Genomic DNA, 24,052 nt, shown 5'->3' on the forward strand with positions numbered 1-24,052 from the left:
TGGTCGTGCCCAGCGGGCCGTGCCGGGTCGTGCCCAGCGGGCCGTGCCGGGTCGTGCCCAGCGGGCCGTGCCGGGTCGTGCCCAGCGGGCCGTGCCCAGCGGCCGTGCCGGGCTGGCACGCCTGCCGGGCACGGCCGCGGTTGGCCGGGACGGCTGTGGGCCGCCGGGCCGGGTGCCGTCAGGCTGGCAGGAAGACCTGTGGTTGGCCGGGAAGCTCGTGGAAGCGGCGCAGCCCGGCCGTCCCGGAAAGGATGCCTCCCCAGGCGGCGTAGGGAGGGTTGGCGGTGTCGAAGCCGCTCTGCACGAGGGTGAGCCGGGTCTTGCCCTCCGAGCCGGCCAGCTCCCAGGTGCCGACACCGGCCGGTCCGAAGTCGATCGAGAAGCGTGCGTCCGGCACCAGCTCCAGGATCTTGGCCGGGTTCGGGTTGGCGTCCAGGCCGCCCATCGCGAACCGGCCGCCCTCCCACGGCTCGATGCCGACCGGGAAGCCGAACCACTCGCTGGCCTGCTCGGAGTCAATCAGCGAGGCGAAGACCCGGTCGACCGGCGCGGCGACCTCGAACTCGGCGCGTAGGTCCTGCGCCGTGAAGTCGACCTTCGGCGTCAGGGCGCGACCCTCCAGGTGGTCGACGAGGTTGGCGACCGACAGCGCCCAGAAGGTCTGGAGGACGCCACGGATGCTGCTGCCGCTCATCATCTCGGCGAAGTCGAAGTGGCTCTGGTCGACGGCGATGATCGTGCTGTCCTCGCTCTCGGCCTCGAGCGCGATGTCGGCGGTGGTGTCGACCCCGTCCAGGCGCCAGGTGAACGCCACCCCATGCTCGTCGGCTCGGGTCGGACGCTGGTGCGGCGCATCGCCCTCGGGCGTGTAGCGGCCCCAGAACGCGTAGCGGTGCGGCAGGTCGACCTCGGCGTGCTCCGCGAGCCACACGCGCAGCTCGGCGGCGTCGGTCAGCGCGTGCCGTACCTGCTTGATCGGGGCGTTGACGCGGGCCTTGGCGATCACGGTCATCGTTCTTCTCCCTTGGGATAGCAGGCCACGGCGAGTTTGAAGGCGTCGCCTTCGGCACCGCCGTAGCGCGTGAACAGCTCTTGCAACGTCGACTGAAGGTCGTCGAGGAACTCCTGCCGCCGCTCGGGGCGGATGTGGATCTCACCGGAGACGCCGATCGACGGCAGCTCCGGCGCGGTGCGGTCGAGGGCGCCGATGTCGGCCTGCACCTCTTCCATCAGGTCGAGCAGGTAGCCGAGGCTCAGCTCGTCCTGGGCCTTGCGCAGGCCGATCCGGCCGACCAGCCGCGGCGACAGCCAGTAGGACCGCGCCTGTGCCTGGTAGATCCCCTCGCTGATGCCGCGCACCTTGCGCTCGGACACCTGGGTGACCAGGCCGGCGTCGACCAGCCGCTTGACGTGGTAGTAGACGCGCTGCGGCGTCTGGCCGAGCTCCGCCGCCACCTCGGTGCACGACCGGGGCTCGGCGAGTTGCCGCAGCACCTCGATGCGCTGCGGCTTGAGCAGTGCCTCGGCCTGCTCGATCTGCTCCAGGTACAGGACGTCTCTCATAACGAAAACAAGTCTTTACGTAAAAACAGATTTTGTCAATCAGGGTCTGATGGATCGACTGCGCGTCTGACCTGCGGGTTTTTTGCTAATTAGTCGGATTGGTGATGTGAAGAGTTCTTATGGTGAATCCGCACCCTCCAACGTGACGCCCGTGCAGGGCGTGGTTCGTGAGGAGTAGCCCATGTCCAGACGCGCCACCCTCGCAGCCATCGCTGCGGTCGCCGCCGCGGTGGGGTTCGGGGCCGCGCCCGCTGTGGCGGCGCCCGGCCCGACGGCCACGACCGGCATCACCTTCCAGATCACCGCGGGCGGCCTGACCATCACCGCGGGCGGCCTGACCATCACCGCACCGGGCAGCGTCAGCCTCCCCAACGGCGTATCCGGCGGGACGATCAACGGAGACATCGGCCCGGTCCAGGTCATCGACCAGCGCGGTCTGCTGGTCGCGGCATGGACCGCGACCGTCTCGTCGACCGACTACACCACCGGCGGCGGCACGGCGGCCGAGACGATCCCGAACTCCGCGGCCATCTACACCCCCGGTCTTCCGACGGCGACCACCGGTGTCCCGGTCCCGGTGGCCGGCCTGCCCGGCACGCTGGCCTCGCCCCGCACCGCGTACACCGCCACGGCGGTCGGCTCGAACTCGGTGACCTGGAACCCGAACCTGTCGATCGCCATCCCGGCGGCCGCGGTGGTCGGCACCTACACGGGAACGGTGACCCATTCGGTGGCGTAACCGGATGACGCACCTGGTGATGGCGATCGCGGCGCTGGGGGCCGCGGTCGTCATTCCGTCGCCTCCGGCCGCCGCGGCGGCCGAGGACGGGCAGGTGGGCATCCGGTTGCTCGAAGCGCCAGTGGCACGGCGGGACGACCCGCGGGCACACATGTACATTGTGGACCATCTCGCGCCCGGCATGCGGATCAGCCGACTCTTTCGAGGTCATCAACAAGACGGACGAGCGACGGGAGTTCGACATCTACGCCGGCTCGGCGAGCCTCCAGAACGACGAGTTCGTCTACGGCAAGGACCGCGAGACCAACGAGCTCAGCTCCTGGGTGACGTTGTCGAAGAACAAGGACACGCCGGACCCCGGCGAGACCGTCCAGATCGAGGCGACCGTCGTGGTGCCCAAGCAGGCGTCGCGAGGCGAGCGGTACGCCGTGATCTGGGCAGAGACCCGCGCCGCGCCGGACAAGCACGGCAACATCGGCGCGATCCGGCGTGCCGGGATCCGGATCTACCTCAGCGTCGGCCCGGGTGGTGAGCCGATCTCCAGCTTCGGCCAGGTCACCGTCTCGCGGGATGACGACGGCGTGCCGCAGATCTCGACCCTCGTCCACAACACGGGCGAGCGCGCGCTGGACATCAACGGCACGCTCAACCTGGAGGACGGGCCGGGCAGCATGCGAGCCGGCCCGTACAAGCTGGCCACGGTGACCACCCTCGCGCCCGGCGCCAGCGGCATCGTGGTGGCCGCCCTCGACGCGAAGCTGCCCGACGGCGCCTGGCGGCTAGAGCTGGACCTGGCCAGCGGCACGGTCAAACGCCATCTCGACCTAGCGGTCACGCTCCAACCGCCCGGCCTCAGCATGGTCGCCACGGTGATCGAGAACTGGTGGGGATGGTTCGGCGCCGGTGGCGCCGCGCTCGTGGCCATCGCCTTCGCGGCCCTGCTCCTCGTGCGGCGCCGCCGCCGCCGGCCGGCCGCGGCCGTCGCGTACCGGCCCCGGCACCTCTGACCGCGAAGCCCGGGGCCGGTCACGCGGCCCCGGGCAGGTTCCGCTGCATCAGGATCTCGTCCGGGTCCTCCTCGTTGGGCCCGGCGTCCCGGAAGCCGGCGCGTTCGTAGAGGCGGCGGGCCGGCGCGTTGTCCCTCCGCACCGCGAGCCTCAGCGAGGTCGCGCCGGACTCCGCCGCCCACGCGACGATCGCGGCAACGAGTGCGTCACCCACCCCACGGCCGCGCCCGGCCGGACTGACCCAAACAGAGATGATCTCGACGGTGTACGGGTCGGTCGGCACCCCGGTAGCCATCCCGACGGCCTCGTCACCGAGATAGGCCACGAGATCCCGGGCGCCGGGAAGACGCAACCGGTCGCGCCACCTCTCCTCCGCCGCGCCCTGCCAGTCAGCCAACTTGGACCCGAACGCATAGGGTGCCTCAGCCAAGGCAGCGAGCCGAAGATCCCGCCAAAGCTTCCAGTCGTCGTCGGACAAAACCCGAAGATCCACCATGCCGAGCAGGATGCCGGACCCACCCGACCACCGCCAACGGGTTAAAGCGGCCCGCGCAGCGGGCGATGCGCGCCCGGCCGCAGGGGTATCGCCGGTCGAGCGGCCTTGGCCGTTTCCAGCGGGTGGGGCGTTGGCGAGTTGCGCGGGTGTGGGCGTAAGCGGCCTGATCGGTTTCGACCGGCGGCGTGTGGGTGGCGGGGCGCGGGGGTCACCTCGGCCGCCTGGCGGATGGAGGCGAGCGGCGAGCGGAGCCCGTGGGAGGCGTCGGCGACGAACCGCTGCTGGCGGTCGCGCGCGGTCTGGCCGGTTGAGCGGCCTTGGCCGGCGTTCTGCGTGGGCGGGCGTGGGCGGTAGAACGGCCCTGGCCGGCATTTTGCGTTTGGTGGGCGTACGACGGCCTTGGTCAGGTTCTGCGTGGGTGGTTCCGGCGCGAAGCCAGTCAAGCGACCGCCGCCGGTTCCGAGGGCTCGCTCGCGCTTGTAACGGGCGCCGGTGCGCGCAGTCGGCGCACGCGAGGTGCCGTCAGCGCCCCCGCGGTGGCCAGCAACACCACGGCGGCGCAGCCCCACAGGGCAGGGGACGCGCCGGTCAGTGCGGCGATCGGACCCGCGACCAGCAGGCCAAGTGGTGCGAACGAGAGTGACCCGAGCAGATCCCACGAGCTGACCCGGGACAACGCGTCGGACGGCACCTCGCGTTGCAGAGTCGTCGACCACAGAACCCCGAAGATGTCGCCCGCCACGCCTGCCAGGAAGGCGCCGGCCACCACGACCAGCAATGGCGCCGCGCCGGCGAGCAGCGCCATCGGCAGGGCCGCGGTCGCCGTAATCAGCACCGCGACCAGGATCGGGCGGCTTGGGTGCACGCGGACCGCGATGCCGACTCCGAGGAACGTGCCGGCCGCCTGGGCCGCGGTGATCGCCGACCAGGCCGGTGCGCCGCCGAGCCGTTCGACCGCGAGCAGGGGGCCGAAGACCCCCACGTACGCGTTGATGGCGGCCACGACGAAGCCGTACTGCGCTGTCACCGCCCACAGCCACTGGCGCGACGAGAACTCACGCCAGCCGCGGCGTAGGTCGGACCAGGCGGTCGAGCGTGCCCGCTGCGCGGTGGCCGGCGTGCGGATGCCGGCGATCAGCGCCGCGGACACGAAGAACGACGCCGCGTTCAGGGCCACCGCCCAGCCCGCGCCGACCAGCGCCACCGTCGCGCCCGCCAGCGACAGGCCCAGGATCAGCCCGAGGTTGAAGCCGATGCGGAGCAGGCCGTTCGCGCTCTGCCGCCGCGCGGGCGGGACCAGGTCCGGCACGACACCGTCGTACGCCGGCAGGAACAGGGCACTGGCCACCCCGGCGAGCGCGGCGAAGACGCTGACCGCGGCCAGTGGCGCGTGGCCCGACAGGAACATGACGGTGAGGACCGTCCAGGCCACGCCGGCGAAGAGCTCGGCGGCGAGCAGCACGCGGCGGCGTGGAAAGCGGTCGCCGATCACGCCGCCGGCCAGGATCAGCACGAGCTGGGGGAGGGCCTGGCAGGCCAGCACGATCGACAGTGTCGTGGGTGAGGAGCCGGGCAGCGCCAGGACCGCGAAGGCCAGCGCCACCCGGCCGAAACCGGTGCCCAGCACGGAGATCGTGCGAGCGGTGAACAGGAGGGCGAAGGGCCGATCGGCCAGCAGGGCACGCATCGGCCGGGAACTCTAGTCCACCGTGTAGAGGTGGTGGGTGACGCCGGAGCGCAGGACGTCGCACTTCTCCAGGGTCAGCCGGAGCTGCGGGCCTTCGGCAGGGAACAGCCGCTGACCCACACCTACGACCAGAGGGTGGACCAGCAGGCTGAGGCGGTCGACGAGGCCGGCGGCGAGCAGAGCGCGGACCACGGAGATGCTGCCGACCACCGAGATCGGCCCGCCGGGGCCGGCCTTGAGCTCGGCCACGCGCGAGGTCAGGTCGCCCTCCGGGAGCAAACGCGAGTTGCGCCAGGCCAACGACGGCCGCGTGCGGGACACCACGACCTTGGCAGGTCGGTTCATCGGGCCGCCGATCGGGTCGTCGTCGGGCAGGGCGGCGAACGCGCCGGCGAAGCTGTCGTACGTGACCCGGCCGAGCAGCAGCGTGTCGGCCGGCTCCGACCAGATGGCCTGCATCATCTCCTCGTCGACGTACGGCATGTGCCACTTCTCCGGCGACTCGACGACGCCGTCCAGCGAGACGAACTGACCCACGGTGATCGTGCGCATGGTTGCTCCCAGCGAACCCAGGGCGGCCGTTCCGCCCGACACCCACACCGCGATCGGCGGGATCGGATTTCGACACGGACCGGCTAGATTTCTCGGAATGCGCTTCCTGATGACGTTGAACGCCCCGACCAGACCGCCGGATCAGGAGCTTTTCGCCGAGATGGGCAGGTTCGTCGACGAGCTCTCCAGGGCCGGCGTGCTGATCGCCACCGGCGGGCTGGGCCTGGAGGGCACCCACGTCTCGTCCCGCGGCGGCAAGGTGACGATGGTCGACGGTCCCTATCCGGAGACCAAGGAGACGATCGTCAGCTTCGCGCTGGTCGAGGTGGCGTCGAAGGACGAGGCGCTCGCGCTGTCGCGGCGGTTCTTCGGCATCGTCGGCGACGGCGAAGGCGATCTGCGCCAGGTGTTCGGTCCGGAGTAGCCATGGATCCACGGGCCACCGTCGAGTCGGTCTGGAAGCTCGAGTCGGCCCGGATCGTCGCGGCGCTGACCCGGTTGGTCCGCGACGTCGGGCTCGCCGAGGACCTCGCACAGGACGCGCTGCTCGCCGCGCTGGAGGAGTGGCCGGCCAAGGGTGTCCCGCCCAACCCGGGTGGCTGGCTGATGCTCACGGCCAAGCACCGGGCGATCGACCGGCTCCGCCGCGACGACCGGCTGCGCGCCAACCTGGCCGAGCTCGGCCGCGCCGCGGAGCACGAGCGGCAACCCGGCCCCGACGAGGCCGACGAGGACATCGAGGACGACGTCCTGAGGTTGATCTTCATCGCCTGCCACCCCGTGCTGTCCCGCGAGTCGAGCGTCGCGCTCACGCTCCGGATGATCGGCGGGCTGACCACGGCGGAGATCGCGCGCGCGTTCCTCGTGCCGGAACCGACGATCGGCCAGCGGATCTCCCGCGCCAAGCGGACGCTCGGCGAACGGAAGATCCCGTTCGAGGTTACCCCGCCCGACGAGCGCACCAGCCGGCTGGAAGCCGTCCTCGAAACGATCTATCTGATCTTCAACGAGGGGTACGCCGCGACAGCGGGCGACGACTGGATGCGTCCTGCGCTGGCCGAGGAGGCGATCCGCCTCGGCCGGATGCTGGCCGGGTTGACGCCGGACGAGCCCGAGGTGTACGGCCTGGTCGCGCTGATGGAGCTGAACGCGTCGCGGATGGCGGCCCGGCTGGGTCCCGGCGGCGAGCCGGTGCCGCTGCTGGAGCAGGACCGCGGCCGGTGGGACCAGGACCTGATCCGCAGCGGGTTCGCCGCCCTGCTGCGGGCACAGCGGTCCGACGGCCCGTACGTGCTCCAAGCCGCGATCGCCGCCAGCCACGCGCGGGCACGGACCGCCCAGGACACCGACTGGGAGAGCATCGCCGGCCTCTACGAGCTGCTGGTGCGCCGCACCCCGACCCCGGTGGTCGAGCTGAACCGGGCCGTGGCGGTCGCGATGGCCTTCGGCCCGGAGCGCGGACTGGCCATCGTCGACGCGCTGGCGGGCGAGCTACCCGACTATCACCTGCTGCCGGCCGTCCGCGGTGACCTGCTGCGCCGGCTCGGCCGGGACGCCGAGGCCCGCACCGAGTTCGCCCGCGCGGCCGAGCTTGCCCGCAACGCCAAGGAGCGTGACGTGCTCCTGGCGCGTGCCGCGATGTAGCCGGAATTTCCCATCAGTACATCCACATGTATCGACATGTTGGGGCCGATCGGGTCGACTGTTCCTCGTGAGCGGACACGAACACACCCACGAATCTGACCACCACCACGGCAGCAGCCTCACCAGGCGCGGCCTGCTGGCCGGTGCCGGCGGCCTGGTCGTGCTCGGGGCGACGCCGGGCAGCGCACAGGCCGCCCGCGTCCAGGTCGCGCCCGGCCTGGCCGCCGGCGCCGACCGGGCATCCCGGATCACCCAGGGCACCACCCTGGTCCACGGCGACCTGCACAACCACACCTTGATGTCCGACGGCGACGGCAACCCCGACCTCGTCTTCGGCTCGATGCGCGATGCCGGCCTCGACGTCGCCGCCCTGACCGACCACACCACGCTCTTCGCCATCGAAGGGCTGAGCAAGTCGGAGTGGAACCGGGCCGGCGCGCTCGCCGACGCCGCCAACGTGCCGGGCACCTACACGGCCCTGCGCGGGTTCGAATGGAGCCACCCGCTGCTCGGGCACGCCAACGTCTGGTTCACCAACAACTTCGCCGACCTGGGCGGCGCCAGCAGCATGGGCCGGTTCTTCAACTGGCTCGCGGGCTCCGGCGGCATCGCGGGGTTCAACCACCCCGGCCGGGAGATCCTCCGGTTCGACAACTTCACCTTCAACGGTGGCGTACGCGACCAGATGGTCAGCATGGAGATCTTCAACCGCGGTGACGACTACCTGTTCGACGGCTGGTCCGACACCGGCTCGTCCCCGTTGGTGGCCTGCCTGAACGCGGGCTGGCGGACCGGCATGGTCGGCGTCACCGACGAGCACGGCACCAACTGGGGCTTCCAGGAGGGGCTGGGCCGGGCGGGGCTCTGGGTCACCGGCAACACCCGCAACGAGGTCCTCAACGCGATGCGGGCCCGGCGGTTCTTCGCCACCCGGGTCAGCGGCTTCCGCCTGGACGCCACCGCGTCCGGCGTGCGGATGGGCGGCGTCCTCGGCATCACCTCGGGCGACGTGCGGTTCGCGGTCGACCTGGACCGCGGCCCGGAGTGGCTCGGCAAGCCGCTGCACATCCAGGTGCTGCGCCCCGACACCCGGGCGCCGAGGGTGGTCGACGTGATCGAGACGACCGCCGGCGCGGTCGCCGAGTTCACCGTGCCGTTGAACGTGGCCGACGGCAACTGGGTCGTCCTGCGGGTCTCCGACCCGAGCCGGCCGAACCCGTCGCCGGGTCCGGCCAACCACCCCTGCAACGACTTCGGTGTCGCGTACTCGAGCCCGTGGTGGCTCCAGCCGTAGCTGTGCGGTGCCGGCCGGCCCGCTGATCTGGCCAAATGCCACCCGTGGCAGTTGTTGGGAGGCAAGAATGAGAGCGGTGGACTAGTGCCGTCGTGATGCGGGGTTCACCGAAGACCAGGGTTTCCCCTGGGAGGCATCGATGGACACTCTGGTCATCGTCGTCATCGTGACGGCACTGGCCTTTGATTTCACCAATGGCTTTCATGACACCGCCAACGCGATGGCCACCTCGATCGCGACGAAGGCCCTGCGACCGCGGGTTGCCGTCGCCATCTCGGCGGTGCTCAACCTCGTGGGCGCGTTCCTCTCGGTCGAGGTCGCCAAGACGATCTCCAGCGGCCTGGTCGACGACGCGAAGATCACCCCTGCGGTGATCTTCGGTGGCCTGGTGGGCGCGATCCTCTGGAACCTCGTCACCTGGCTGGTCGGTCTGCCATCGAGCTCCTCCCACGCGCTGTTCGGTGGCCTGATCGGCGCCACCTGGATCGCGGCGGGTGGTGATGCGGTGAACTTCGGAACGGTCGTGACGAAGGTGATCGTCCCGGCGATCGCCTCGCCGATCATCGCCGGTGCGGTGGCCGCGACCGGAGTGTTCCTGCTCTACAACATCACCAGACGGGCGGCCAGACGCCGGACCAGGGAGGGTTTCCGGCACGGGCAGGTGGTCTCGGCGTCGCTGGTGTCGCTGGCGCACGGCGCCAACGACGCGCAGAAGACCATGGGTGTGATCACGCTGGTCCTGATCACGGCCGGCGTGCTGGGTGCGGGCAGCGGGCCGCCGCTCTGGGTGATCTTCACCTCCGGCCTCGCCATCGCGCTCGGCACCTACTTCGGCGGGTGGCGGATCATCCGTACCGTCGGACACCGGCTCACCAAGATCGAGCCGCAGCAGGGCTTCGCCGCGGAGACCAGCGCGGCGACCGTCATCCTCGCGTCGTCGCACCTCGGCTATCCGCTCTCGACCACCCAGGTCACGTCCGGCGCGGTGATCGGCTCCGGCATCGGCAAGAAGCTCTCCGAGGTCAAGTGGGGCGTCGCCGGCCGGATCGCGATCGCCTGGGGCCTGACCCTGCCGGCCGCGGCCGCGATCGGCGCGCTGGCGGGCCGGGTCGCGATCAGCGGGACCCCCGGCGTGCTCATCGTCGCGGGAGTGCTGGTCGCGTTGGCCACGACGTTCTACCTGCTGTCGCGGCGCAACAAGGTCGACAGCCACAACGTCAACGACGAGCCCACCGCGCCGAAGCCACGGTCGAAGGCCGCGGTCACCTCGAGGTACGCGCGATGAACGTTCCCTGGCGAGACCTCGGCACGGTCATGATGGTCGCCCTGTTCCTCGGCGGCGGTGTGATCGTGCTCTACGCGATCGGCGTCCGGGTGCTCAGCCCGGCGAGCGCTGACGGCGAGTCCGCGGGCCGCCCGACTCCGCTACGGATCGCGATCACCAGCCTGTGCTTCGCCGTCTGCGCGGCGGCAGTGGGATACGGGATCTATACGTTGCTCTAACAGCGGGTGGTGCGAGCCTGGCCGCACGGATACCGTGAAGGCGCCGAAACGCGGCCGACCCGGAGGTATCCCCGTGGGTACGGTGCTCGTCACCGAGCGCGACCAACTCGGCGTCGTCGTTGTCGAGATACACGGCGACGTAGGTGCCACCGACGCAGCCGACCTGCGGGCGGCGCTGGTGCGCGCGATCCGTCACACCGACTCGACCCGGGTGATCGTCGACCTGCGCGGAGCCGGGCACATCGAGCCCGAGGGCATCGGCGCAGTGGTCGCCGGGGCCGATGTGGCCAGCGACAGCGGCATATCGATGACGGTGCGCGAGGCCGCGCCCGACGTGGCCGAGCACCTGCTGGTCGCCGGGTTGCCGCGCGCCCAGGTCAGCCCGGCCGCGCGCGTCTGACCCGCATACCACCCCGGCATCGGGGTAGGAACAGGTCATGCGGACCGTGGTGGAGCGTGAGCGCAAGTTCGAGAGCCCCGACGGCTTCCGGATGCCGGACCTCTCCCGCGACGGCATCGCCGAGCTCGACGAGCCGGCCCTGTTCAAGCTCGACGCGACCTATTACGACACCCCCGAGCTGCGGCTGACCCGGGGCGCCCTGGCCCTGCGTCGCCGCACCGGCGGTGCCGACGCGGGCTGGCACCTCAAGGTCGGCGCCGCGGGTGGTGCCCGCACCGAGCACCAGCGTGCGCTGACCGGCGCCAAGACACCGCCGCGCGATCTCATGCGGCTGGTCCAGGCCGCGAGCCGAGGCGCGCCGGTGGAGCCGGTGGCCCGGATCGAGACCCGGCGCCGGGAATGGCGGCTCCTCGGTGCCGACGGTGCCGTGCTGGCCACGCTCGCCGACGACGCCGTGGTCGGTCACGACCTGGTCGACGACCGCCGCGTCGCCTGGCACGAGATCGAGGTGGAGCTCGTCGACGGCGACGAGGAGCTGCTCGACGCCGTCGAGCGGCGGCTGCGCAAGGCCGGCGCCCGACCAGGGTCGCCGGCGAAGATCCACCGCGTGCTGGGAGAGCGGCTCGGCGCGCTCACCGCGATCGACGCCGGCGCGGCCACGCCGGTGCTCGCCTACGCCGCCGCCTACCGGGACGACCTGGTCGCACATGAACCGGCGGCGCGCGAGGGCGACGTCGACGGGGTGCACGACATGCGGGTGGCGGTGCGCCGGTTGCGCAGCACGTTCCGCAGCTTCCGCAAGCTCTGGGACGCCGACCAGGTCGACGCCGTGCGCGCCGAGCTCAAGTGGCTGGGCGAGCAGCTCGGTGCCGTCCGCGACGCGCAGGTGATGGGACCTCGGCTGGCCAAGGCGGTGCGTCGGGAACCGGCCGAGCTGGTCCTCGGGCCGGTCGCCGCCGACCTGAGCGAGCGGTTCGCCGCGGACGAGGCCGCCGCGCTCACCCAGCTGCGCCGGGCGTTGAGCTCGCGCCGCTACGCCACCCTGCTGTCCACACTGGACGAGTTGGTGGAGACGCCGCCGGCGGTCGAGGTCAGCCCGCGCTGGGTTGACCGGCGGATCCACAAGGCGGTGCGCCGGGCCGACAGGCTGCTCGACACGGCGCTGGAACGGCAGGCCGAACGCGGTGTCGGCGACGACGATCCCGCGCTGCACGAGGCTCGCAAGGCGTACAAGCGCGCTCGTTATGCGGTCGAGGTCCGCAAGGTCGCGGGCGACAGGAACGCCCGCAAGCTGGTGCGTGGCCTCAAGGGTCTGCAGGACCTGCTCGGCGACCACCAGGACTCCGTCATCACCCGGCAGGTGCTGCGCGAGACCGGCGTCCGCGCCTACGGCCGCAAGGCCAACACCTTCACCTACGGCCTGTTGTACGCCGAGCAGGTCGCGCACGGCCGCGCGCTGGTCCGTGAGCTGCCCGCCGCGCAGGCCAAGGCCCGGCGTCGGAAGCTGCGTCGCTGGCTTCGCTAGACCCGCGTGGCCAGGGCCAGGAATCGGTGGTCCGCGTCGTCGTAGCGGTCGAGTCGCCAGCCGGCGGCGGCCGTGGACGCGGCCAGGGGACCACGTGACAGCGGCTCGTCGGCGCGGATCGGCCGGCCGTGCCGGGCGGCGAGCGCGACCCGTCCCGACGGATGGAAGATCACCAGCCGCCCACCGGGCCGGGTCACGCGGGCCAGTTCGCGCAGGCCGTCGGTCGGGTCGGGGAGGTGGGCGACCAGACCGGCCGCGAAGACCCCGTCGACCACCGCGTCGCGCAGCGGCAGGCGGCGGGCGTCGGCCAGCGACAGCGTGGCGGCCCGTCCGCGCGCCACGGCCAGCATCTCCGGTGTGATGTCGACACCGAGCACCAGCCCGGCCGGGCCGACCGCGGCCCGCAGTGCCGGCAGTGCCCGGCCGGTGCCGCAACCGACGTCGACCGCGGTGCCGCCGGCCGGCAGGTCCGCCTCGGCCACGGCGGCCGCGTAGGCGGGGAGGTCGTCACCGAACTTGGCGTCCCAGGTGGCCGCGCGAACGGCGAAGAAGGCCCGGCTCTCCAGCAGGTACCACCGGGTGCGGTCCGCCAGCCGTCGGTCGACGTGCCGGATGACCGGCCAGTCCGGGTCGTGCAGGTCGATCACGACGTCGGCCTGGTGCTCGGGGCCGTCCGCCCGGCCCGGCACGAGGCGCAACCAGACCAGCGCGTCGGGTCTTCGCGACCGCCAGCTCGAGCCGGCGGTCACCGTGACCCGCGGGTCGAGGGCCTGGATCAGCCGGTCTGCCACGAGCGCGTTGCGCTCACCGGCACCGTCGACCACCACCGTCGCCGGCGCCGCCGGGAGCAGATCGACGAGGTTGTCGATCATCTCTTGCCACCTGGTCACTGTTCCATCTTGCAGTTGCTGGCTTATTCTGGCCAGTGGCTGGGGAGGATGCCAACCTGGAGCCTGGTTTTTCATCGCATCTGCGATGCCTGAGACAAGGGAGGTGTCCGTGCGGGCACGTTGGACCAGCATCGTCCTGGCCGCCGTCACCGCCGCGAGCCTGACCGCGTGCGGCAGCTCCGACAAGGCCACCATCGGCGGCGGTGCCGGCGGGGTCTCCGGTCCGATCACCGTGTTCGCCGCCGCGTCGCTGACCGGCTCGTTCACGCAGATCGGCAAGGACTTCGAGGCGGCGAACCCGGGCACGACGGTGACGTTCAGCTTCGCCGGCAGCTCGGCCCTGGCCACCCAGATCAACCAGGGAGCGCCGGCCGACGTGTTCGCGTCCGCGGCCCCGGCCAACATGAAGACGGTCACCGACGCCGGCAACGCCGACGGCACGCCGCAGAGCTTCGCCAAGAACCAGCTCGTCATCGCGGTGCCGAAGGGCAACCCGCAGAACATCACCACGCTGGCCGGTCTGGCTCAGCCGAGGGTGAAGGTCGCGCTCTGCGCTCCGCAGGTGCCGTGCGGCAACGCCGCCCAGAAGGCGCTGCAGGCCGCCACCGTCACCGTCACCCCGGTCACGCAGGAGCAGGACGTGAAGGCGGCGCTGTCGAAGGTGACCCTCGGCGAGGTCGACGCCGCCCTCGTCTATCGCACCGACGCCAAGGCCGCGGCGGCCGACATCGACGGGATCGAGTTCCCCGAGTCGGCCGGCGCGATCAACGAGTATCCGATCGTCGTGCTCGAGAACGGCCCGAACACGGCAGGCGGCCAGGCGTTCGTCGCGTACGTGATGTCCGAGCCGGCCAGGAAGGTCCTGACGGACGCCGGCTTCCAGGCGCCGTGAGAGGTCGCCGGGCGCCGGTGGCGCTGGCCCTCCCCGCGGTGGTCGGCCTGCTGTTCCTGGTGCTGCCGCTGGTCGGCCTGCTCTACCGGGCGCCGTGGAGCACCCTGCCCGAGCGTCTGACCGAGCCGGGCATCCTGAGCGCGCTGCGGCTCTCGCTGCTGACGGCGACCATCGCGACGCTGGTCTGCCTGGTGCTGGGCGTGCCGCTGGCCTGGTTGCTGGCCCGGGTGTCGTTCCCTGGCCGCCGGATCGTGCGCGCGCTGGTGACCGTGCCGCTGGTGCTGCCACCCGTGGTCGGCGGCGTGGCCCTGCTGCTGGTGTTCGGCCGGCGGGGGCTGATCGGCGAGTGGCTCGACAGCACGTTCGGGATCACCCTGCCGTTCACGACGGCCGGGGTCGTCCTGGCGGAGGCGTTCGTCGCGATGCCATTCCTGATCATCGCGGTCGAGGGCGCGCTGCGCGGCGCCGACTCCCGCTACGAGGAGGCGGCGGCCACCCTCGGCGCCGGGCGCTGGACGACCTTCACCCACGTCACGCTCCCGCTCGTGGCGCCGGGAGTGGCCGCCGGTGCGGTGCTCTGCTGGGCGCGGGCACTCGGTGAGTTCGGTGCGACGATCACCTTCGCGGGCAACCTCCCGGGGCGGACCCAGACCATGCCGCTCGCGGTCTACCTGGCGCTCGAGACCGACCTGGAAGCGGCCATCGTGCTGAGCCTGCTGCTGTTGTTCGTGTCGGTGGTGATCCTTGCCAGTTTGCGCGACAAATGGATCTCGACCTCATGACCCTGCTCGACGCCCGGCTCGTCGTCGACCGCGGCACCTTCCGGCTCGACGCCCACGTGCGGATCGCGGCGGGGGAGGTGCTCGCGCTGCTCGGGCCCAACGGTGCCGGGAAGTCCACTGCCCTGCGGGCGCTGGCCGGGCTGGAGCCGCTGACCGCCGGGCACGTCACGCTCGGCGAGCGGGTCCTGGACCGTCCCGACAGTCGGGTGTGGACGCCACCCGAGCGTCGTCCGATCGGCGTGGTGTTCCAGGACTACCTGCTCTTCCCACACCTGTCGGCGCTCGACAACGTAGCGTTCGGCCCCCGGCGGCACGGCGTCGACCGGCGCCGGGCGCGGGCCGAGGCGGCGCGGTGGCTGGCCCGGGTGGGCCTAGGCCCGTTGGGCAAGCGCAAGCCGCGGCAGCTCTCCGGCGGTCAGGCACAGCGCGTGGCGTTGGCTCGAGCCCTGGCCACGCACCCGGAGCTGCTGCTGCTCGACGAGCCGCTGGCGGCGCTGGACGCGCGTACCCGGCTGGACACCCGGGTCGAGCTGCAACGCCACCTGGCCGAGCACCCCGGCGCGACGCTGCTGGTCACCCACGACCCGCTGGACGCGCTGGTGCTCGCCGACCGGCTGATGGTCATCGAGGACGGCGCCGTGGTGCAGGAGGGCGACGCGGCCGCGGTGACCGCCCGGCCGCGCACCGACTACGTCGCCCGGCTGGTCGGGCTCAACCTCTATCGCGGGAACGCGTCCGACCACGGGGTGCGGCTCGCCGACGGGTTCACCCTCGCGGTCACCGACCGGGTCAGCGGCGAGGCCTTCGTCGCGTTCCGGCCATCGGCCGTGGCGATCTACAGCGAGCGCCCGGCCGGCAGCCCCCGCAACGTGTGGGCGGCGACGGTCGGTGGCATCCAGCGGCACGGCGACAACCTGCGGGTGGTGCTGCACGGCCCGGTCGAGGCGGCGGCCGACGTCACGCCGCCGGCCGCCGCGGAGCTCGGCCTGACGCCCGGGCAGCAGGTCTGGGCGGCGGTCAAGGCGACGGAGACGCACGCCTATCCGGCGTGAACCAGCTCGCGTGCGGGTCTTGCCGGCCCGCTGGGCAGGTCGCGAGCGGTGCGGATCGGTCCGATCAGGAGGATCAGGCCGGACGCCACCGCCGCGAGCATGCTCAGCCAGATCGTGGGTCGCAAACCGAGGGTGGCGCCGAGCGCACCGCCGATCACCGCACCGAGCGGGATCGTGCCGTAGTTGAGCAGCTGCATGCTCACCGTGACCCGGCCGAGCAGGTGATGCGGCACGTACGTCTGGCGGAAGCTGCCTTTGACCACGTTGCCGGCGCTGACGCCGGCGATCAGCACGGCGACGCCGGCGACCGCCAGCGCGAGCCGTGGCCCCCGCTCCGCCAGCGGCAACAGCAGGCCGCACGGTGTCGCCAGCAGGTTGCTGGCCAGGAGGGCGCGGGCAGTCCCGAGGCGGCGACCGAGCGCGCTGCCCGCGGCCGCGCCGAGCACGCCGCCGAGGCTGGTCGCGGCGACCAGGCCGCCGACGACGCCGGGTGCCACGCCTACCTCGCGGACGAGGAACACCACCAGCACGGACTGGTAGCCGATCAGCGCGAGGTTGCTGACCGCGCCCCACACCGTCAGCACCCGCAGGTACGGGTCGCCCGCGACGAACCGCAGTCCCTCGGCCACCTCCGCCTTGAGCGACCGGCGCGGTCCACTATGGAGCTCTTCCCGCACGCGGACGCGCCACAGGCAGATCGCGGAGACGAGGAAGCTGACCGCGTCAACGAGCAGCCCGGTGACCGCGCCGGCGAGCTGGGTGAGCAGGCCGGCGATGCCCGGGCCGGCGACGTGCGCCGCCTGCTCGGTGCTCTGCAGCCGCGCGTTGCCGTGCGGCAGCTCGGTCCTTTCGAGCAGCGTCGGCAGGAAGACCTGGTCGGCGGTCTGGAAGAAGACGCCGGCCGTGCCGGTGACCAGTGCCGTCACGAACAGGTGGGTCAGCGTGAGCGAGTCGAGCCACCAGGCCACCGGGATGCTGACGACGGCGACCAGGCAGAGCAAATCGCAGGTCATCATCAACGGGCGGCGGGGGAGCCGGTCGACCCAGGCGCCGGCCGGTAGGCCGATCAGCAGCCACGGGAGCCACGTGAACGCGGCCAGCAGGGCGACCTGCAACGTGCCGGCGTCGAGGGTCGCCACCGCGGCCAACGGCAGGGCCACGGAGCTCACGCTGCTGCCGAGCTTGGAGGTGGCCTGGCCGAACCAGAACAGCCTGAAATCCCGGCTGGCCACCGTGCCGGCGGTCACGGCGTCGCCGGAATGCCGTGCGCGAACACGAAGACCGGGCGGCGGACCGCGCCGCTGTCTTGCTCGGCGTCGTCCCTGCGATCAATGTCAGCTTCCGCCTCAGCGTCGTGGCTGGTTTTGGCGTTGGCCTCGCGGGCGGCTGCGGCCTCTGACGATCGGGCCGACCAGCGGTCGAGGACGGCGACGATGTCGCGGCTGAGTTCGAGCAGCTCCGCGGGTGTGAGGTGCAGCCAGCGGTCCGCGGCAAACGCGCTCTCACCCCAGACGGCCTGTTCCTCGTCGGGCGCGCCGTACCACTCGCGGACCAGGCCCACCTGGTGGTCCAGGTTGAGCGACTCCGCGGCGCGCAGGACTGCGGCCTCGCCCGGGTCGTCGCCGAAGTCCCGGCCGGACCAGCGCAGCCCGGCGCTGACCGGGCGCCACCAGCGCTCGCGGCGGTCGCGGGCCAGCTCGGGCGCCTCTTCGACCAGGTCGCACTCGCGCATCACCTTCATGTGATGGCTGATGTTGGCCGGCGCCTGACCGGTCCGCTCGGCGAGCGCGCCGACGGGCTGCGGGCCGTAGACCGTGAGCACGTCGAGCAGCCGCCGGCGCAGCGGGTGGGACATCGCGGCGAGTACCCGCGAGTCGGTGACCTGTCGGACGTGACGTTCTGCCATGCGGCCAGCCTGGCATGGCAAGAATTGTTGCGCAACAGCTATTGCGAAAGATGTCTTTAGAAGTCGGTGGAGCGGGAGAGGTCCGCCCAGGTGGCGAGCTCGTCGGCCAGCGCCTGGTTGTGCCGCTGGGCGAGGCCCAGCGCGTCCGAGCCGAGCGGCAGGCGCTTCGGCGGGTCGTCCAGGTCGACCACGTCGACCAGCACCTGGGCCGCCTTGGCCGGGTCACCGGGCTCTTTGCCGCCGGCCTCCTCGCGGTAGCGGGACATGAAACCGACCGACTCGGCGTACTCGGGACCGCCGTCGTCGATCCGCATCGAGGACCCGGCCCAGTCGGTGCGGAAACCGCCGGGTTCGACGATCGTCACCTTGACGCCGAACGGCTCGAGCTCCGCGGCCAGCACCAGCGAGAAGCCCTCCACACCGAACTTCGCGGCCTGGTACGGCGCGATGCCCGGAGTGCCGCCCACGCGCCCGCCGATCGACGAGAACTGGAGATAGTGGCCGGACCGCTGAGCCCGGAAATGCGGCAGCGCCGCCTTCGAGACGTACACGACGCCCAGCAGGTTGGTCTCGATCTGCTGGCGGAACTCGTCGAGCGACGTGTGCTCGATCGGTGCGCTGTTGGCGCTTCCGGCGTTGTTGGCGACCACGTCGATCCGGCCGAACGTCCCGACCGCCGCGTCGACCGCGCCCTCCGCGGCGGCCGGGTCGCTGACGTCCAGCGCCACCGCGCTCACCCGGTCGCCGTAGGTCTCCACGAGGTCGCTCAGGTCGGCCGGCCGGCGTGCGGTGGCCACGACGTTGTCCCCCCGGTCGAGCGCGGCCGTGCAGAGCGCGCGCCCGAGCCCGCGCGAACTTCCTGTGACAAGCCAGGTCTTCGGCATGGTGGCACCCCCTTGCGCCAACCGTAGGCACGCTAACGTCGGCACATGTTGTCGACGATGCGGTTGCGACGGATGCGCGACGTACTGACCGGATACGTCGAACGGGGCGACGTGCCCGGTGTGGTGGCGCTGGTGAGCCGGCGCGGGCAGACGCACGTCGAGACGATCGGCACGACGGCGTACGGCGGCGGGCGCCCGATGAGCGCCGACACCATCTTCCGGGTCAGCTCGATGAGCAAGCCGGTCACGGCGGCCGCGACGATGATGTTGGTCGAGGAGTGCCGGATCCGGCTGGACGACCCGGTCGACGCCCTGCTGCCCGAGCTCGCCGACCGCCAGGTGCTGCGCAGCATGGGCGCGGGGCTGCACGACACCGTGCCGGCCTTCCGGCCCGTGACGGTGCGCGACTTGCTGACGTTCACGTGGGGCTTCGGGCAGGTGTACGCGCCTGCCGACGCGTACCCGGTGCTGAAAGCGGCTTGGGATCTGGGCATCGGGATGGGCGAGCCGCGGCCGCGCGCGATGCCCGACCAGGACGAGTGGCTCAAGCGGCTCGGCTCACTGCCGTTGATGGCGCAGCCGGGGGAGAAGTGGTTCTACAACACGGGTTCGGACGTGCTCGGCGTGCTGCTGTCGCGGGCTTCCGGACTGTCCTATGCGGACTTGCTGCGGGAGCGGGTGTTCTCGCCGTTGGGCATGCACGACACGGGGTTCGCTGTGGATCCCTCGGCGTTGGACCGGCTGGCGCACGGCTACTGGGGGGACCCGGTGGAGCCGCTGGACACGGTTTCGGAGTGGGCCAGTGTGCCGCCGTTCTTCTCCGGTGCCGGTGGCCTGGTTTCCACGGCGGAGGATTTCTTCGCCTTCGGGCGGATGATGCTGCGCACGGGGGAGCAGCGGCTGCTGTCGCGGCCCTCGCTGGCGACCATGACGGCCGACCACCTGACGCGGGAGCAGAAGGTGCTGCCGCACTGGGTGGCCGACGAGTTCTCGGGGGCCGGGTGGGGATTCGGCGGCAAGGTGACCAACCGGCGGCAGACGATCGCCGACACACCGGGCCGGTACGGGTGGGACGGCGGCCTCGGGACGTCGTGGCGGATCGACCCCTCGGAAGAGATGATCACCATTTTGATGACCCAGCGGGCGTGGTCGTCTCCGGAACCGCCGCCGATCCTGCGCGACTTCTGGACGTTGGCCTACCAGGCGATTGACGACTGACTGGTCAGCGCACGCGGCGGCCGCGCAGGATCACCGCGGTGGGCTTGTCCAGCTGGGCGAGATCCTCTCGCGGGTCTTGCGCGTAGACGACGGCGTCGGCGGGTGCACCCGGTTCGAGGCCTTCGCGGCCGAGGTACGCACGGGCTGACCAGGATCCCGCGGCCAGTGCGTCGTGTGCCGGCACGCCGGCTTCGACCAGTGCTTGGATCTCGTCGGCGACCCGGCCGTGTGGGCGCGAGTCGGTGCCGGCGAGCAGCGTCACGCCGGCCTCGGCCGCCGCGGCAACGAGCGCGGGGTGGGCACTCGCCCCGCCTACGTACCACCGTTTGCCCGGGCTGTCGGGTGCGTCCCTGCGCTTTTTCAGCGAGTCGGTGAGCGCGGCGAGGGTCGGGGTCAGGGCCGTGCCTTGTGCCGCCATCCGGGTCAGCAGCGCGGGGTCGAGCCACATGCCGTGTTCGAGCGAGTCGACGCCGGCCGCCACGGCGATCGCGCAGCCCTCGGCGTTCTGGGCGTGCACGGCGACGCGCCCGCCCACCGCATGCGCCGCGGCGACGACGTCCCGGACGACGGCTTCGGGGAACGGTGGGTCGCCGGGCTTCCAGTCGCCGATCAGCTTGACCCAGCCGGTCGCCGCGGCCTGGGTCGCCGCGAGCCCTGGCAGGTCGGCGTGGCTCGGGCGGCGGCCCCAGGCGTCGAAGAACTGGCCCTGCTGGGCGAACCAGGGACCGGCGTGCACCGCGCGGGGCAGGTCCGGGTCCTCGCCGAACCACGGCGGCGGGTGGCCGGCCAGCCCCGGCGCGCGGATCAGGGTGACGCCGCTGTCCGCGTGGCGGCGCAGGTCCGCGCGGAGGACGTCCTCGTCGAGCGGGGCACCGGGCTCCTCGGCACCGGGGTGGGTGTGCGCGTCCACCAGGCCGGGCAGCAGCCAGCCCTCGGCCGCCAGGTCGGCGCCGGGCACCGGGTCGGTGGTCCAGCGGTCGCCGTCGGCGTACAGGTCGATCGGTTCGCCGCTGGGCAGGGCACGGCCGCGGATGCGCAAGACGCTCATGGCCGGGAGGCTACGCGGTCTTTCTTGTCGTAGGGGCGCGCTAGCGTCCGGCGCATGCGAAACGACTTCGATTTCTTCGTGGGCACCTGGACGTCGCGGCAGCGACGACTGCGGTCGGTTCTTTCCGGCAGCACGGAGTGGTACGAGTTCGAGGGCTTCAGTCGCAGCTGGAGCGTGTTCGACGGCGCGGGCAACGTCGACGAGGTGACGTTTCCGTCGCAGGGTTTCGGTGGTGTCACGTTGCGGCTCTACGACGCCTCCCGTGACGAGTGGTCGCTCTACTGGGCCAGCAGCCGCACGGGGTTGTCCCTGCCTCCGGTGGTCGGGCGGTTCGACTCCGGGGTCGGAGTGTTCACGGCGGAGGAGGACTACGCCGGCCGCCCGATCACCGTGCGCTTCACCTGGTCCGACATCACGGCGAGTTCGTGTCGGTGGGCGCAGGCGTTCTCTGTCGACAAGGGAGAGACGTGGGAGACCAACTGGATCGCCGACTTCAGCCGCACCACGTCAGAAAATGTCGTAGCGACGCGCTAGCGTCCTGCCATGCGAAACGACTTCGATTTCCTCGTCGGCACCTGGACCTCGCGGCAGCGGCGGCTGCGGTCGATCCTTTCCGGCAGCACCGAGTGGTACGAGTTCGAGGGCACTAGTCGCAGCTGGAGCGTGTTCGACGGTGCCGGCAACATCGACGAGATCTCCTTCCCGTCGCAGGGCTTCGGCGGGGTGACCTTGCGGCTCTACGACGCCGAGCGTGACGAGTGGTCGCTCTACTGGGCGAGCAGCCGCACCGGGTTGTCGGTGCCGCCGGTGGTGGGCCGCTTCGGCGAGAACGGTGTCGGGGTGTTCACCGCGGAAGAGGTCTACGAAGGACGCCCGATCATGGTGCGCTTCATCTGGTCCGACATCACCGCGTCCTCGTGCCGCTGGGAGCAGGCTTTCTCGCCCGACCAGGGCGCGACCTGGGAGACCAACTGGGTCATGGAGTTCACTCGGAGCGGGGGGTGACCGCGGGCGCCGCACTGGCCTTCTGGGCCGCGGCCGAGGCTCGCGACTGGTCCGGGTTCGGTGCCCTGCTCGCCGACGACGTGGTCTACGAGCTACCGCAGACCCGGGAGCGCATCCGGGGCAAGGCCGCCTACCTGCGGTTCAATGTGGAATATCCCGGCGACTGGCATCTGACCGTGCGGCGGGTGGTGAGCGAAGGGCGGCAGGCGGCGACGTGGTGCCACTTCGTCACCGACGGCTCGCCGGCCGAGGCGGTGACGTTCTTCGAGTTCGACGAGGCTGGTCTGATCACGTCTCTCACCGAGTTCTGGCCCGAGCCCTACGAGCCGCCGCCGGGCCGCGAGCATCTGGTCGAACGCTTCTGACAGTCGCGGTTTACATGACATCGACGCGCGACGATGATCTGTGGAATGGGAGACAACCGTGAAAGCCAGGAGCGACCCACGGCTACCCGCCGGGCGTTCCTGTCCGCATCCGCAGTCACCGCCGCGGCGGCCGTTCCGCTGGTTGGCGCGGCACCCGCGCGGGCCGACGGCCGGTGGAGCGACCCACCGGTCAAGGGGCCGGGTCGTCGGCTGAGCCCACAACGCCCGAGTGCCGCGCTGCGCCGCGCGCTGCGCGAGATCGACGCCGACCGCATCGAGGCCGACGTGCGCCGGCTGGCCGCGTTCGGCACCCGGCACACGCTGTCGACGCAGACCGACCCCGTGCGTGGCATCGGCGCGGCCCGCGACTGGTTGTTCGACGAGTTCTCGCGGATCGCCGCGAAGTCGGGCGGCCGGATGACGGTCGAGAAGCAGTCGTTCACCCAGCCGGTGTCGCCGCGCATTCCGACCCCGACGGTGCTCACCAACGTGATCGCCACGTTGCGCGGCACTGTCACGCCCGAACGGGTCTACGTGCTGACGGGGCACTACGACTCGCGGATCTCCGACGTCATGAACTTCACCGACGACGCGCCCGGTGCCGACGACGACGCGTCCGGGGTGGCGATCCTGCTGGAGCTGGCGCGCGTGCTGGCGGGCCGCCCGCTCGAGTCGACGCTCGTGCTGGGCGCGGTGGCGGGTGAGGAGCAGGGCCTTTACGGCTCCATCTACCTGGCCCAGACGATGAAGGACGCCAACACCGACATCCAGGGCATGTTCTCCAACGACATCGTGGGTTCGAGCTGGGCCGACGACGGCACCCGCGAGCCGCGCACGGTCCGGTTGTTCGCGGAGGGCGTGCCGACCTCGGAGACACCGGCGCAGGGCAACACCCGACGTTCGGTCGGCGGCGAGAACGACTCGGCGAGCCGGCAGCTGGCCCGGTTCGTCGACGCCGTCGCCGACAACGACGAGACCGACATGCACGTCCGCGTGATCTGGCGGCGCGACCGCTATCTGCGCGGCAGCGACCACATCTCGTTCCTGGAGCGCGGCTATCCGGCGGGCCGGTTCACCGAGCCCAACGAGATCTTCGCGCACCAGCACCAGGACGTCCGAGTCGAGAACGGCGTCCAGTTCGGCGACCTGCCCGAGTTCTGCGACTTCGACTTCATCGCCCGGGTGGCCAGGGTGAACCTGGCGACGGTCTGGTCGCTGTCGCAAGCGCCCGGCACCCCGAAGGGCGTCGTGATCGTGACGACCAACCTGACCAACGACACCCAACTGCGCTGGCAGGCGGGCACCGAGCCGGACCTGGCGGGCTACGAGATCGTCTGGCGCGAGACCCGCGAGGACACCTGGACCCACGTCATCGACGCGGGCAACGTCACGGGCGCGACCGTCGACCTGTCGAAGGACAACGTCTTCTTCGGCGTCCGCGCCTACGACCGCGACGGCCACCGGAGCCCGGTCGCGTTCCCGGTGCCCGGCACGTGACATCGCCGTGAGCCGGGCCGCCGAGCAGGCGGCCCGGCTTGCCCGGCCGCGCCGTTGTGTCCGTCTACGGCGGCGTGGCGATCCGCGCCGTCGTGCCTTGCGA

General features: G+C 71.6%; 27 protein-coding genes. 17 read left to right on the forward strand and 10 right to left on the reverse strand.

Features of this window, described 5'->3' with window-relative positions:
• Positions 1 to 178: 178 nt before the first annotated feature.
• Entirely contained in the window at positions 179 to 1,012 is an 834-nt protein-coding gene (locus tag AB0J88_RS04440) for an SRPBCC family protein (protein ID WP_364352174.1), read from the reverse strand.
• Entirely contained in the window at positions 1,009 to 1,563 is a 555-nt protein-coding gene (locus tag AB0J88_RS04445; protein WP_364352177.1) for a helix-turn-helix domain-containing protein, read from the reverse strand. Before AB0J88_RS04445 ends, AB0J88_RS04440 begins: the two co-directional genes overlap by 4 nt.
• Positions 1,564 to 1,744: 181 nt before the next feature.
• Between AB0J88_RS04445 and AB0J88_RS04450 the strand changes: the two genes are divergently transcribed.
• Together AB0J88_RS04450 and AB0J88_RS04455 are read left to right on the forward strand one after the other, a co-directional pair.
• On the forward strand, positions 1,745 to 2,302 hold the full coding sequence (locus tag AB0J88_RS04450; protein ID WP_364352180.1) for a hypothetical protein: 558 nt from the start codon (positions 1,745 to 1,747) through the stop codon (positions 2,300 to 2,302).
• Between the two features lie 158 nt (positions 2,303 to 2,460).
• Positions 2,461 to 3,309: a hypothetical protein gene (locus AB0J88_RS04455; RefSeq protein ID WP_364352183.1), complete on the forward strand. Its 849-nt coding sequence runs from the start codon at positions 2,461 to 2,463 to the stop codon at positions 3,307 to 3,309.
• Between the two features lie 19 nt (positions 3,310 to 3,328).
• Here the strand turns inward: AB0J88_RS04455 and AB0J88_RS04460 are convergent, their stop codons facing one another.
• The 3 genes from AB0J88_RS04460 to AB0J88_RS04470 all read right to left on the reverse strand — a co-directional run bounded on the left by AB0J88_RS04460 (position 3,329) and on the right by AB0J88_RS04470 (position 6,044).
• Positions 3,329 to 3,805, reverse strand: coding sequence for a GNAT family N-acetyltransferase (locus AB0J88_RS04460; protein WP_364737790.1), 477 nt, complete (start codon positions 3,803 to 3,805; stop codon positions 3,329 to 3,331).
• Positions 3,806 to 4,244: 439 nt separating this feature from the next.
• Positions 4,245 to 5,492 (reverse strand): MFS transporter, encoded by a 1,248-nt coding sequence (locus AB0J88_RS04465; protein WP_364352188.1) that lies wholly within the window; start codon positions 5,490 to 5,492, stop codon positions 4,245 to 4,247.
• A gap of 12 nt (positions 5,493 to 5,504) precedes the next feature.
• Complete coding sequence (locus AB0J88_RS04470) at positions 5,505 to 6,044, reverse strand: dihydrofolate reductase family protein (protein ID WP_364352191.1); 540 nt, start codon at positions 6,042 to 6,044, stop codon at positions 5,505 to 5,507.
• A 97-nt stretch (positions 6,045 to 6,141) separates the two neighbouring features.
• Between AB0J88_RS04470 and AB0J88_RS04475 the strand changes: the two genes are divergently transcribed.
• The 7 genes from AB0J88_RS04475 to AB0J88_RS04505 all read left to right on the forward strand — a co-directional run bounded on the left by AB0J88_RS04475 (position 6,142) and on the right by AB0J88_RS04505 (position 12,410).
• A complete protein-coding gene (locus tag AB0J88_RS04475; RefSeq protein WP_364352194.1) occupies positions 6,142 to 6,468 on the forward strand; it encodes a YciI family protein in 327 nt (108 codons plus the stop codon).
• A gap of 2 nt (positions 6,469 to 6,470) precedes the next feature.
• Complete coding sequence (locus tag AB0J88_RS04480) at positions 6,471 to 7,688, forward strand: sigma-70 family RNA polymerase sigma factor (protein WP_364352197.1); 1,218 nt, start codon at positions 6,471 to 6,473, stop codon at positions 7,686 to 7,688.
• Between the two features lie 67 nt (positions 7,689 to 7,755).
• Positions 7,756 to 8,982: a CehA/McbA family metallohydrolase gene (locus AB0J88_RS04485; RefSeq protein ID WP_364352200.1), complete on the forward strand. Its 1,227-nt coding sequence runs from the start codon at positions 7,756 to 7,758 to the stop codon at positions 8,980 to 8,982.
• A 139-nt stretch (positions 8,983 to 9,121) separates the two neighbouring features.
• Positions 9,122 to 10,267, forward strand: a complete 1,146-nt coding sequence (locus AB0J88_RS04490) for an inorganic phosphate transporter (protein WP_364352203.1) — start codon at positions 9,122 to 9,124, stop codon at positions 10,265 to 10,267.
• Positions 10,264 to 10,485 carry a hypothetical protein gene (locus AB0J88_RS04495; protein WP_364352206.1) on the forward strand — a complete coding sequence of 74 codons (222 nt, stop codon included), beginning with the start codon at positions 10,264 to 10,266 and terminating at the stop codon, positions 10,483 to 10,485. The genes AB0J88_RS04490 and AB0J88_RS04495 overlap by 4 nt, the downstream gene beginning before the upstream one ends.
• A 73-nt stretch (positions 10,486 to 10,558) precedes the next feature.
• Entirely contained in the window at positions 10,559 to 10,885 is a 327-nt protein-coding gene (locus AB0J88_RS04500) for an STAS domain-containing protein (protein ID WP_364352209.1), read from the forward strand.
• Positions 10,886 to 10,922: 37 nt separating this feature from the next.
• The gene (locus AB0J88_RS04505) at positions 10,923 to 12,410 is read left to right on the forward strand and encodes a CYTH and CHAD domain-containing protein (protein WP_364352212.1); all 1,488 of its coding nucleotides are present in this window, start codon (positions 10,923 to 10,925) and stop codon (positions 12,408 to 12,410) included.
• Here AB0J88_RS04505 and AB0J88_RS04510 read toward each other — a convergent pair.
• Entirely contained in the window at positions 12,407 to 13,300 is an 894-nt protein-coding gene (locus AB0J88_RS04510) for a methyltransferase domain-containing protein (protein WP_364352215.1), read from the reverse strand. The genes AB0J88_RS04505 and AB0J88_RS04510 overlap by 4 nt on opposite strands.
• A gap of 109 nt (positions 13,301 to 13,409) precedes the next feature.
• Between AB0J88_RS04510 and modA the strand changes: the two genes are divergently transcribed.
• From modA to AB0J88_RS04525, 3 genes are read left to right on the forward strand one after another with little or no spacing between them, the layout of a single operon-like run.
• Positions 13,410 to 14,192 (forward strand): molybdate ABC transporter substrate-binding protein, encoded by a 783-nt coding sequence (gene modA, locus AB0J88_RS04515; protein ID WP_364352218.1) that lies wholly within the window; start codon positions 13,410 to 13,412, stop codon positions 14,190 to 14,192.
• Positions 14,189 to 14,974, forward strand: a complete 786-nt coding sequence (locus tag AB0J88_RS04520) for an ABC transporter permease (RefSeq protein WP_364352221.1) — start codon at positions 14,189 to 14,191, stop codon at positions 14,972 to 14,974. Before modA ends, AB0J88_RS04520 begins: the two co-directional genes overlap by 4 nt.
• On the forward strand, positions 14,971 to 16,026 hold the full coding sequence (locus AB0J88_RS04525; protein ID WP_364352979.1) for an ABC transporter ATP-binding protein: 1,056 nt from the start codon (positions 14,971 to 14,973) through the stop codon (positions 16,024 to 16,026). The genes AB0J88_RS04520 and AB0J88_RS04525 overlap by 4 nt, the downstream gene beginning before the upstream one ends.
• Here the strand turns inward: AB0J88_RS04525 and AB0J88_RS04530 are convergent.
• The 3 genes from AB0J88_RS04530 to AB0J88_RS04540 are packed head-to-tail and all read right to left on the reverse strand — an operon-like array spanning position 16,014 to position 18,816.
• Positions 16,014 to 17,273, reverse strand: a complete 1,260-nt coding sequence (locus AB0J88_RS04530) for an MFS transporter (protein ID WP_364352224.1) — start codon at positions 17,271 to 17,273, stop codon at positions 16,014 to 16,016. The two genes, AB0J88_RS04525 and AB0J88_RS04530, sit on opposite strands and share 13 nt — an antisense overlap.
• Positions 17,270 to 17,932, reverse strand: coding sequence for a metalloregulator ArsR/SmtB family transcription factor (locus AB0J88_RS04535; RefSeq protein WP_364352227.1), 663 nt, complete (start codon positions 17,930 to 17,932; stop codon positions 17,270 to 17,272). The genes AB0J88_RS04530 and AB0J88_RS04535 overlap by 4 nt, the downstream gene beginning before the upstream one ends.
• Positions 17,933 to 17,988: 56 nt before the next feature.
• Entirely contained in the window at positions 17,989 to 18,816 is an 828-nt protein-coding gene (locus tag AB0J88_RS04540) for an SDR family NAD(P)-dependent oxidoreductase (RefSeq protein WP_364352230.1), read from the reverse strand.
• A 45-nt stretch (positions 18,817 to 18,861) separates the two neighbouring features.
• Between AB0J88_RS04540 and AB0J88_RS04545 the strand changes: the two genes are divergently transcribed.
• A complete protein-coding gene (locus AB0J88_RS04545) occupies positions 18,862 to 20,034 on the forward strand; it encodes a serine hydrolase domain-containing protein (RefSeq protein ID WP_364352233.1) in 1,173 nt (390 codons plus the stop codon).
• A gap of 4 nt (positions 20,035 to 20,038) precedes the next feature.
• On the opposite strand, the gene AB0J88_RS04550 is transcribed toward AB0J88_RS04545, so the two are convergent.
• Positions 20,039 to 21,082: an amidohydrolase family protein gene (locus AB0J88_RS04550; protein ID WP_364352236.1), complete on the reverse strand. Its 1,044-nt coding sequence runs from the start codon at positions 21,080 to 21,082 to the stop codon at positions 20,039 to 20,041.
• A 54-nt stretch (positions 21,083 to 21,136) separates the two neighbouring features.
• Here AB0J88_RS04550 and AB0J88_RS04555 point away from each other — a divergent pair, with 54 nt between their 5' ends.
• The 4 genes from AB0J88_RS04555 to AB0J88_RS04570 are packed head-to-tail and all read left to right on the forward strand — an operon-like array spanning position 21,137 to position 23,949.
• Positions 21,137 to 21,616 (forward strand): hypothetical protein, encoded by a 480-nt coding sequence (locus tag AB0J88_RS04555; protein WP_364352239.1) that lies wholly within the window; start codon positions 21,137 to 21,139, stop codon positions 21,614 to 21,616.
• 9 nt (positions 21,617 to 21,625) lie between these two features.
• On the forward strand, positions 21,626 to 22,087 hold the full coding sequence (locus AB0J88_RS04560; protein WP_364352242.1) for a hypothetical protein: 462 nt from the start codon (positions 21,626 to 21,628) through the stop codon (positions 22,085 to 22,087).
• Entirely contained in the window at positions 22,084 to 22,452 is a 369-nt protein-coding gene (locus AB0J88_RS04565; RefSeq protein ID WP_364352245.1) for a nuclear transport factor 2 family protein, read from the forward strand. The genes AB0J88_RS04560 and AB0J88_RS04565 overlap by 4 nt, the downstream gene beginning before the upstream one ends.
• Before the next feature lie 45 nt (positions 22,453 to 22,497).
• The gene (locus AB0J88_RS04570) at positions 22,498 to 23,949 is read left to right on the forward strand and encodes a M28 family metallopeptidase (protein WP_364352248.1); all 1,452 of its coding nucleotides are present in this window, start codon (positions 22,498 to 22,500) and stop codon (positions 23,947 to 23,949) included.
• Positions 23,950 to 24,052 lie beyond the last annotated feature (103 nt).

The organism is Asanoa sp. NPDC049475, assembly GCF_040676915.1.
Classification (GTDB): Bacteria; Actinomycetota; Actinomycetes; order Mycobacteriales; family Micromonosporaceae; genus Asanoa.

Excerpts from the sequence above, each read along its gene's own strand:
- AB0J88_RS04440 (WP_364352174.1), bottom strand. The coding sequence starts at position 1,012 with ATGACCGTGATCGCCAAGGCCCGCGTCAACGCCCCGATCAAGCAGGTA.
- AB0J88_RS04445 (WP_364352177.1), bottom strand. The coding sequence starts at position 1,563 with ATGAGAGACGTCCTGTACCTGGAGCAGATCGAGCAGGCCGAGGCACTG.
- AB0J88_RS04450 (WP_364352180.1), top strand. The coding sequence starts at position 1,745 with ATGTCCAGACGCGCCACCCTCGCAGCCATCGCTGCGGTCGCCGCCGCG.
- AB0J88_RS04460 (WP_364737790.1), bottom strand. The coding sequence starts at position 3,805 with ATGGTGGATCTTCGGGTTTTGTCCGACGACGACTGGAAGCTTTGGCGG.
- AB0J88_RS04465 (WP_364352188.1), bottom strand. The coding sequence starts at position 5,492 with ATGCGTGCCCTGCTGGCCGATCGGCCCTTCGCCCTCCTGTTCACCGCT.
- AB0J88_RS04470 (WP_364352191.1), bottom strand. The coding sequence starts at position 6,044 with ATGCGCACGATCACCGTGGGTCAGTTCGTCTCGCTGGACGGCGTCGTC.
- AB0J88_RS04475 (WP_364352194.1), top strand. The coding sequence starts at position 6,142 with ATGCGCTTCCTGATGACGTTGAACGCCCCGACCAGACCGCCGGATCAG.
- AB0J88_RS04480 (WP_364352197.1), top strand. The coding sequence starts at position 6,471 with ATGGATCCACGGGCCACCGTCGAGTCGGTCTGGAAGCTCGAGTCGGCC.
- AB0J88_RS04490 (WP_364352203.1), top strand. The coding sequence starts at position 9,122 with ATGGACACTCTGGTCATCGTCGTCATCGTGACGGCACTGGCCTTTGAT.
- AB0J88_RS04495 (WP_364352206.1), top strand. The coding sequence starts at position 10,264 with ATGAACGTTCCCTGGCGAGACCTCGGCACGGTCATGATGGTCGCCCTG.
- AB0J88_RS04505 (WP_364352212.1), top strand. The coding sequence starts at position 10,923 with ATGCGGACCGTGGTGGAGCGTGAGCGCAAGTTCGAGAGCCCCGACGGC.
- AB0J88_RS04525 (WP_364352979.1), top strand. The coding sequence starts at position 14,971 with ATGACCCTGCTCGACGCCCGGCTCGTCGTCGACCGCGGCACCTTCCGG.
- AB0J88_RS04535 (WP_364352227.1), bottom strand. The coding sequence starts at position 17,932 with ATGGCAGAACGTCACGTCCGACAGGTCACCGACTCGCGGGTACTCGCC.
- AB0J88_RS04540 (WP_364352230.1), bottom strand. The coding sequence starts at position 18,816 with ATGCCGAAGACCTGGCTTGTCACAGGAAGTTCGCGCGGGCTCGGGCGC.
- AB0J88_RS04545 (WP_364352233.1), top strand. The coding sequence starts at position 18,862 with ATGTTGTCGACGATGCGGTTGCGACGGATGCGCGACGTACTGACCGGA.
- AB0J88_RS04550 (WP_364352236.1), bottom strand. The coding sequence starts at position 21,082 with ATGAGCGTCTTGCGCATCCGCGGCCGTGCCCTGCCCAGCGGCGAACCG.
- AB0J88_RS04555 (WP_364352239.1), top strand. The coding sequence starts at position 21,137 with ATGCGAAACGACTTCGATTTCTTCGTGGGCACCTGGACGTCGCGGCAG.
- AB0J88_RS04560 (WP_364352242.1), top strand. The coding sequence starts at position 21,626 with ATGCGAAACGACTTCGATTTCCTCGTCGGCACCTGGACCTCGCGGCAG.
- AB0J88_RS04570 (WP_364352248.1), top strand. The coding sequence starts at position 22,498 with ATGGGAGACAACCGTGAAAGCCAGGAGCGACCCACGGCTACCCGCCGG.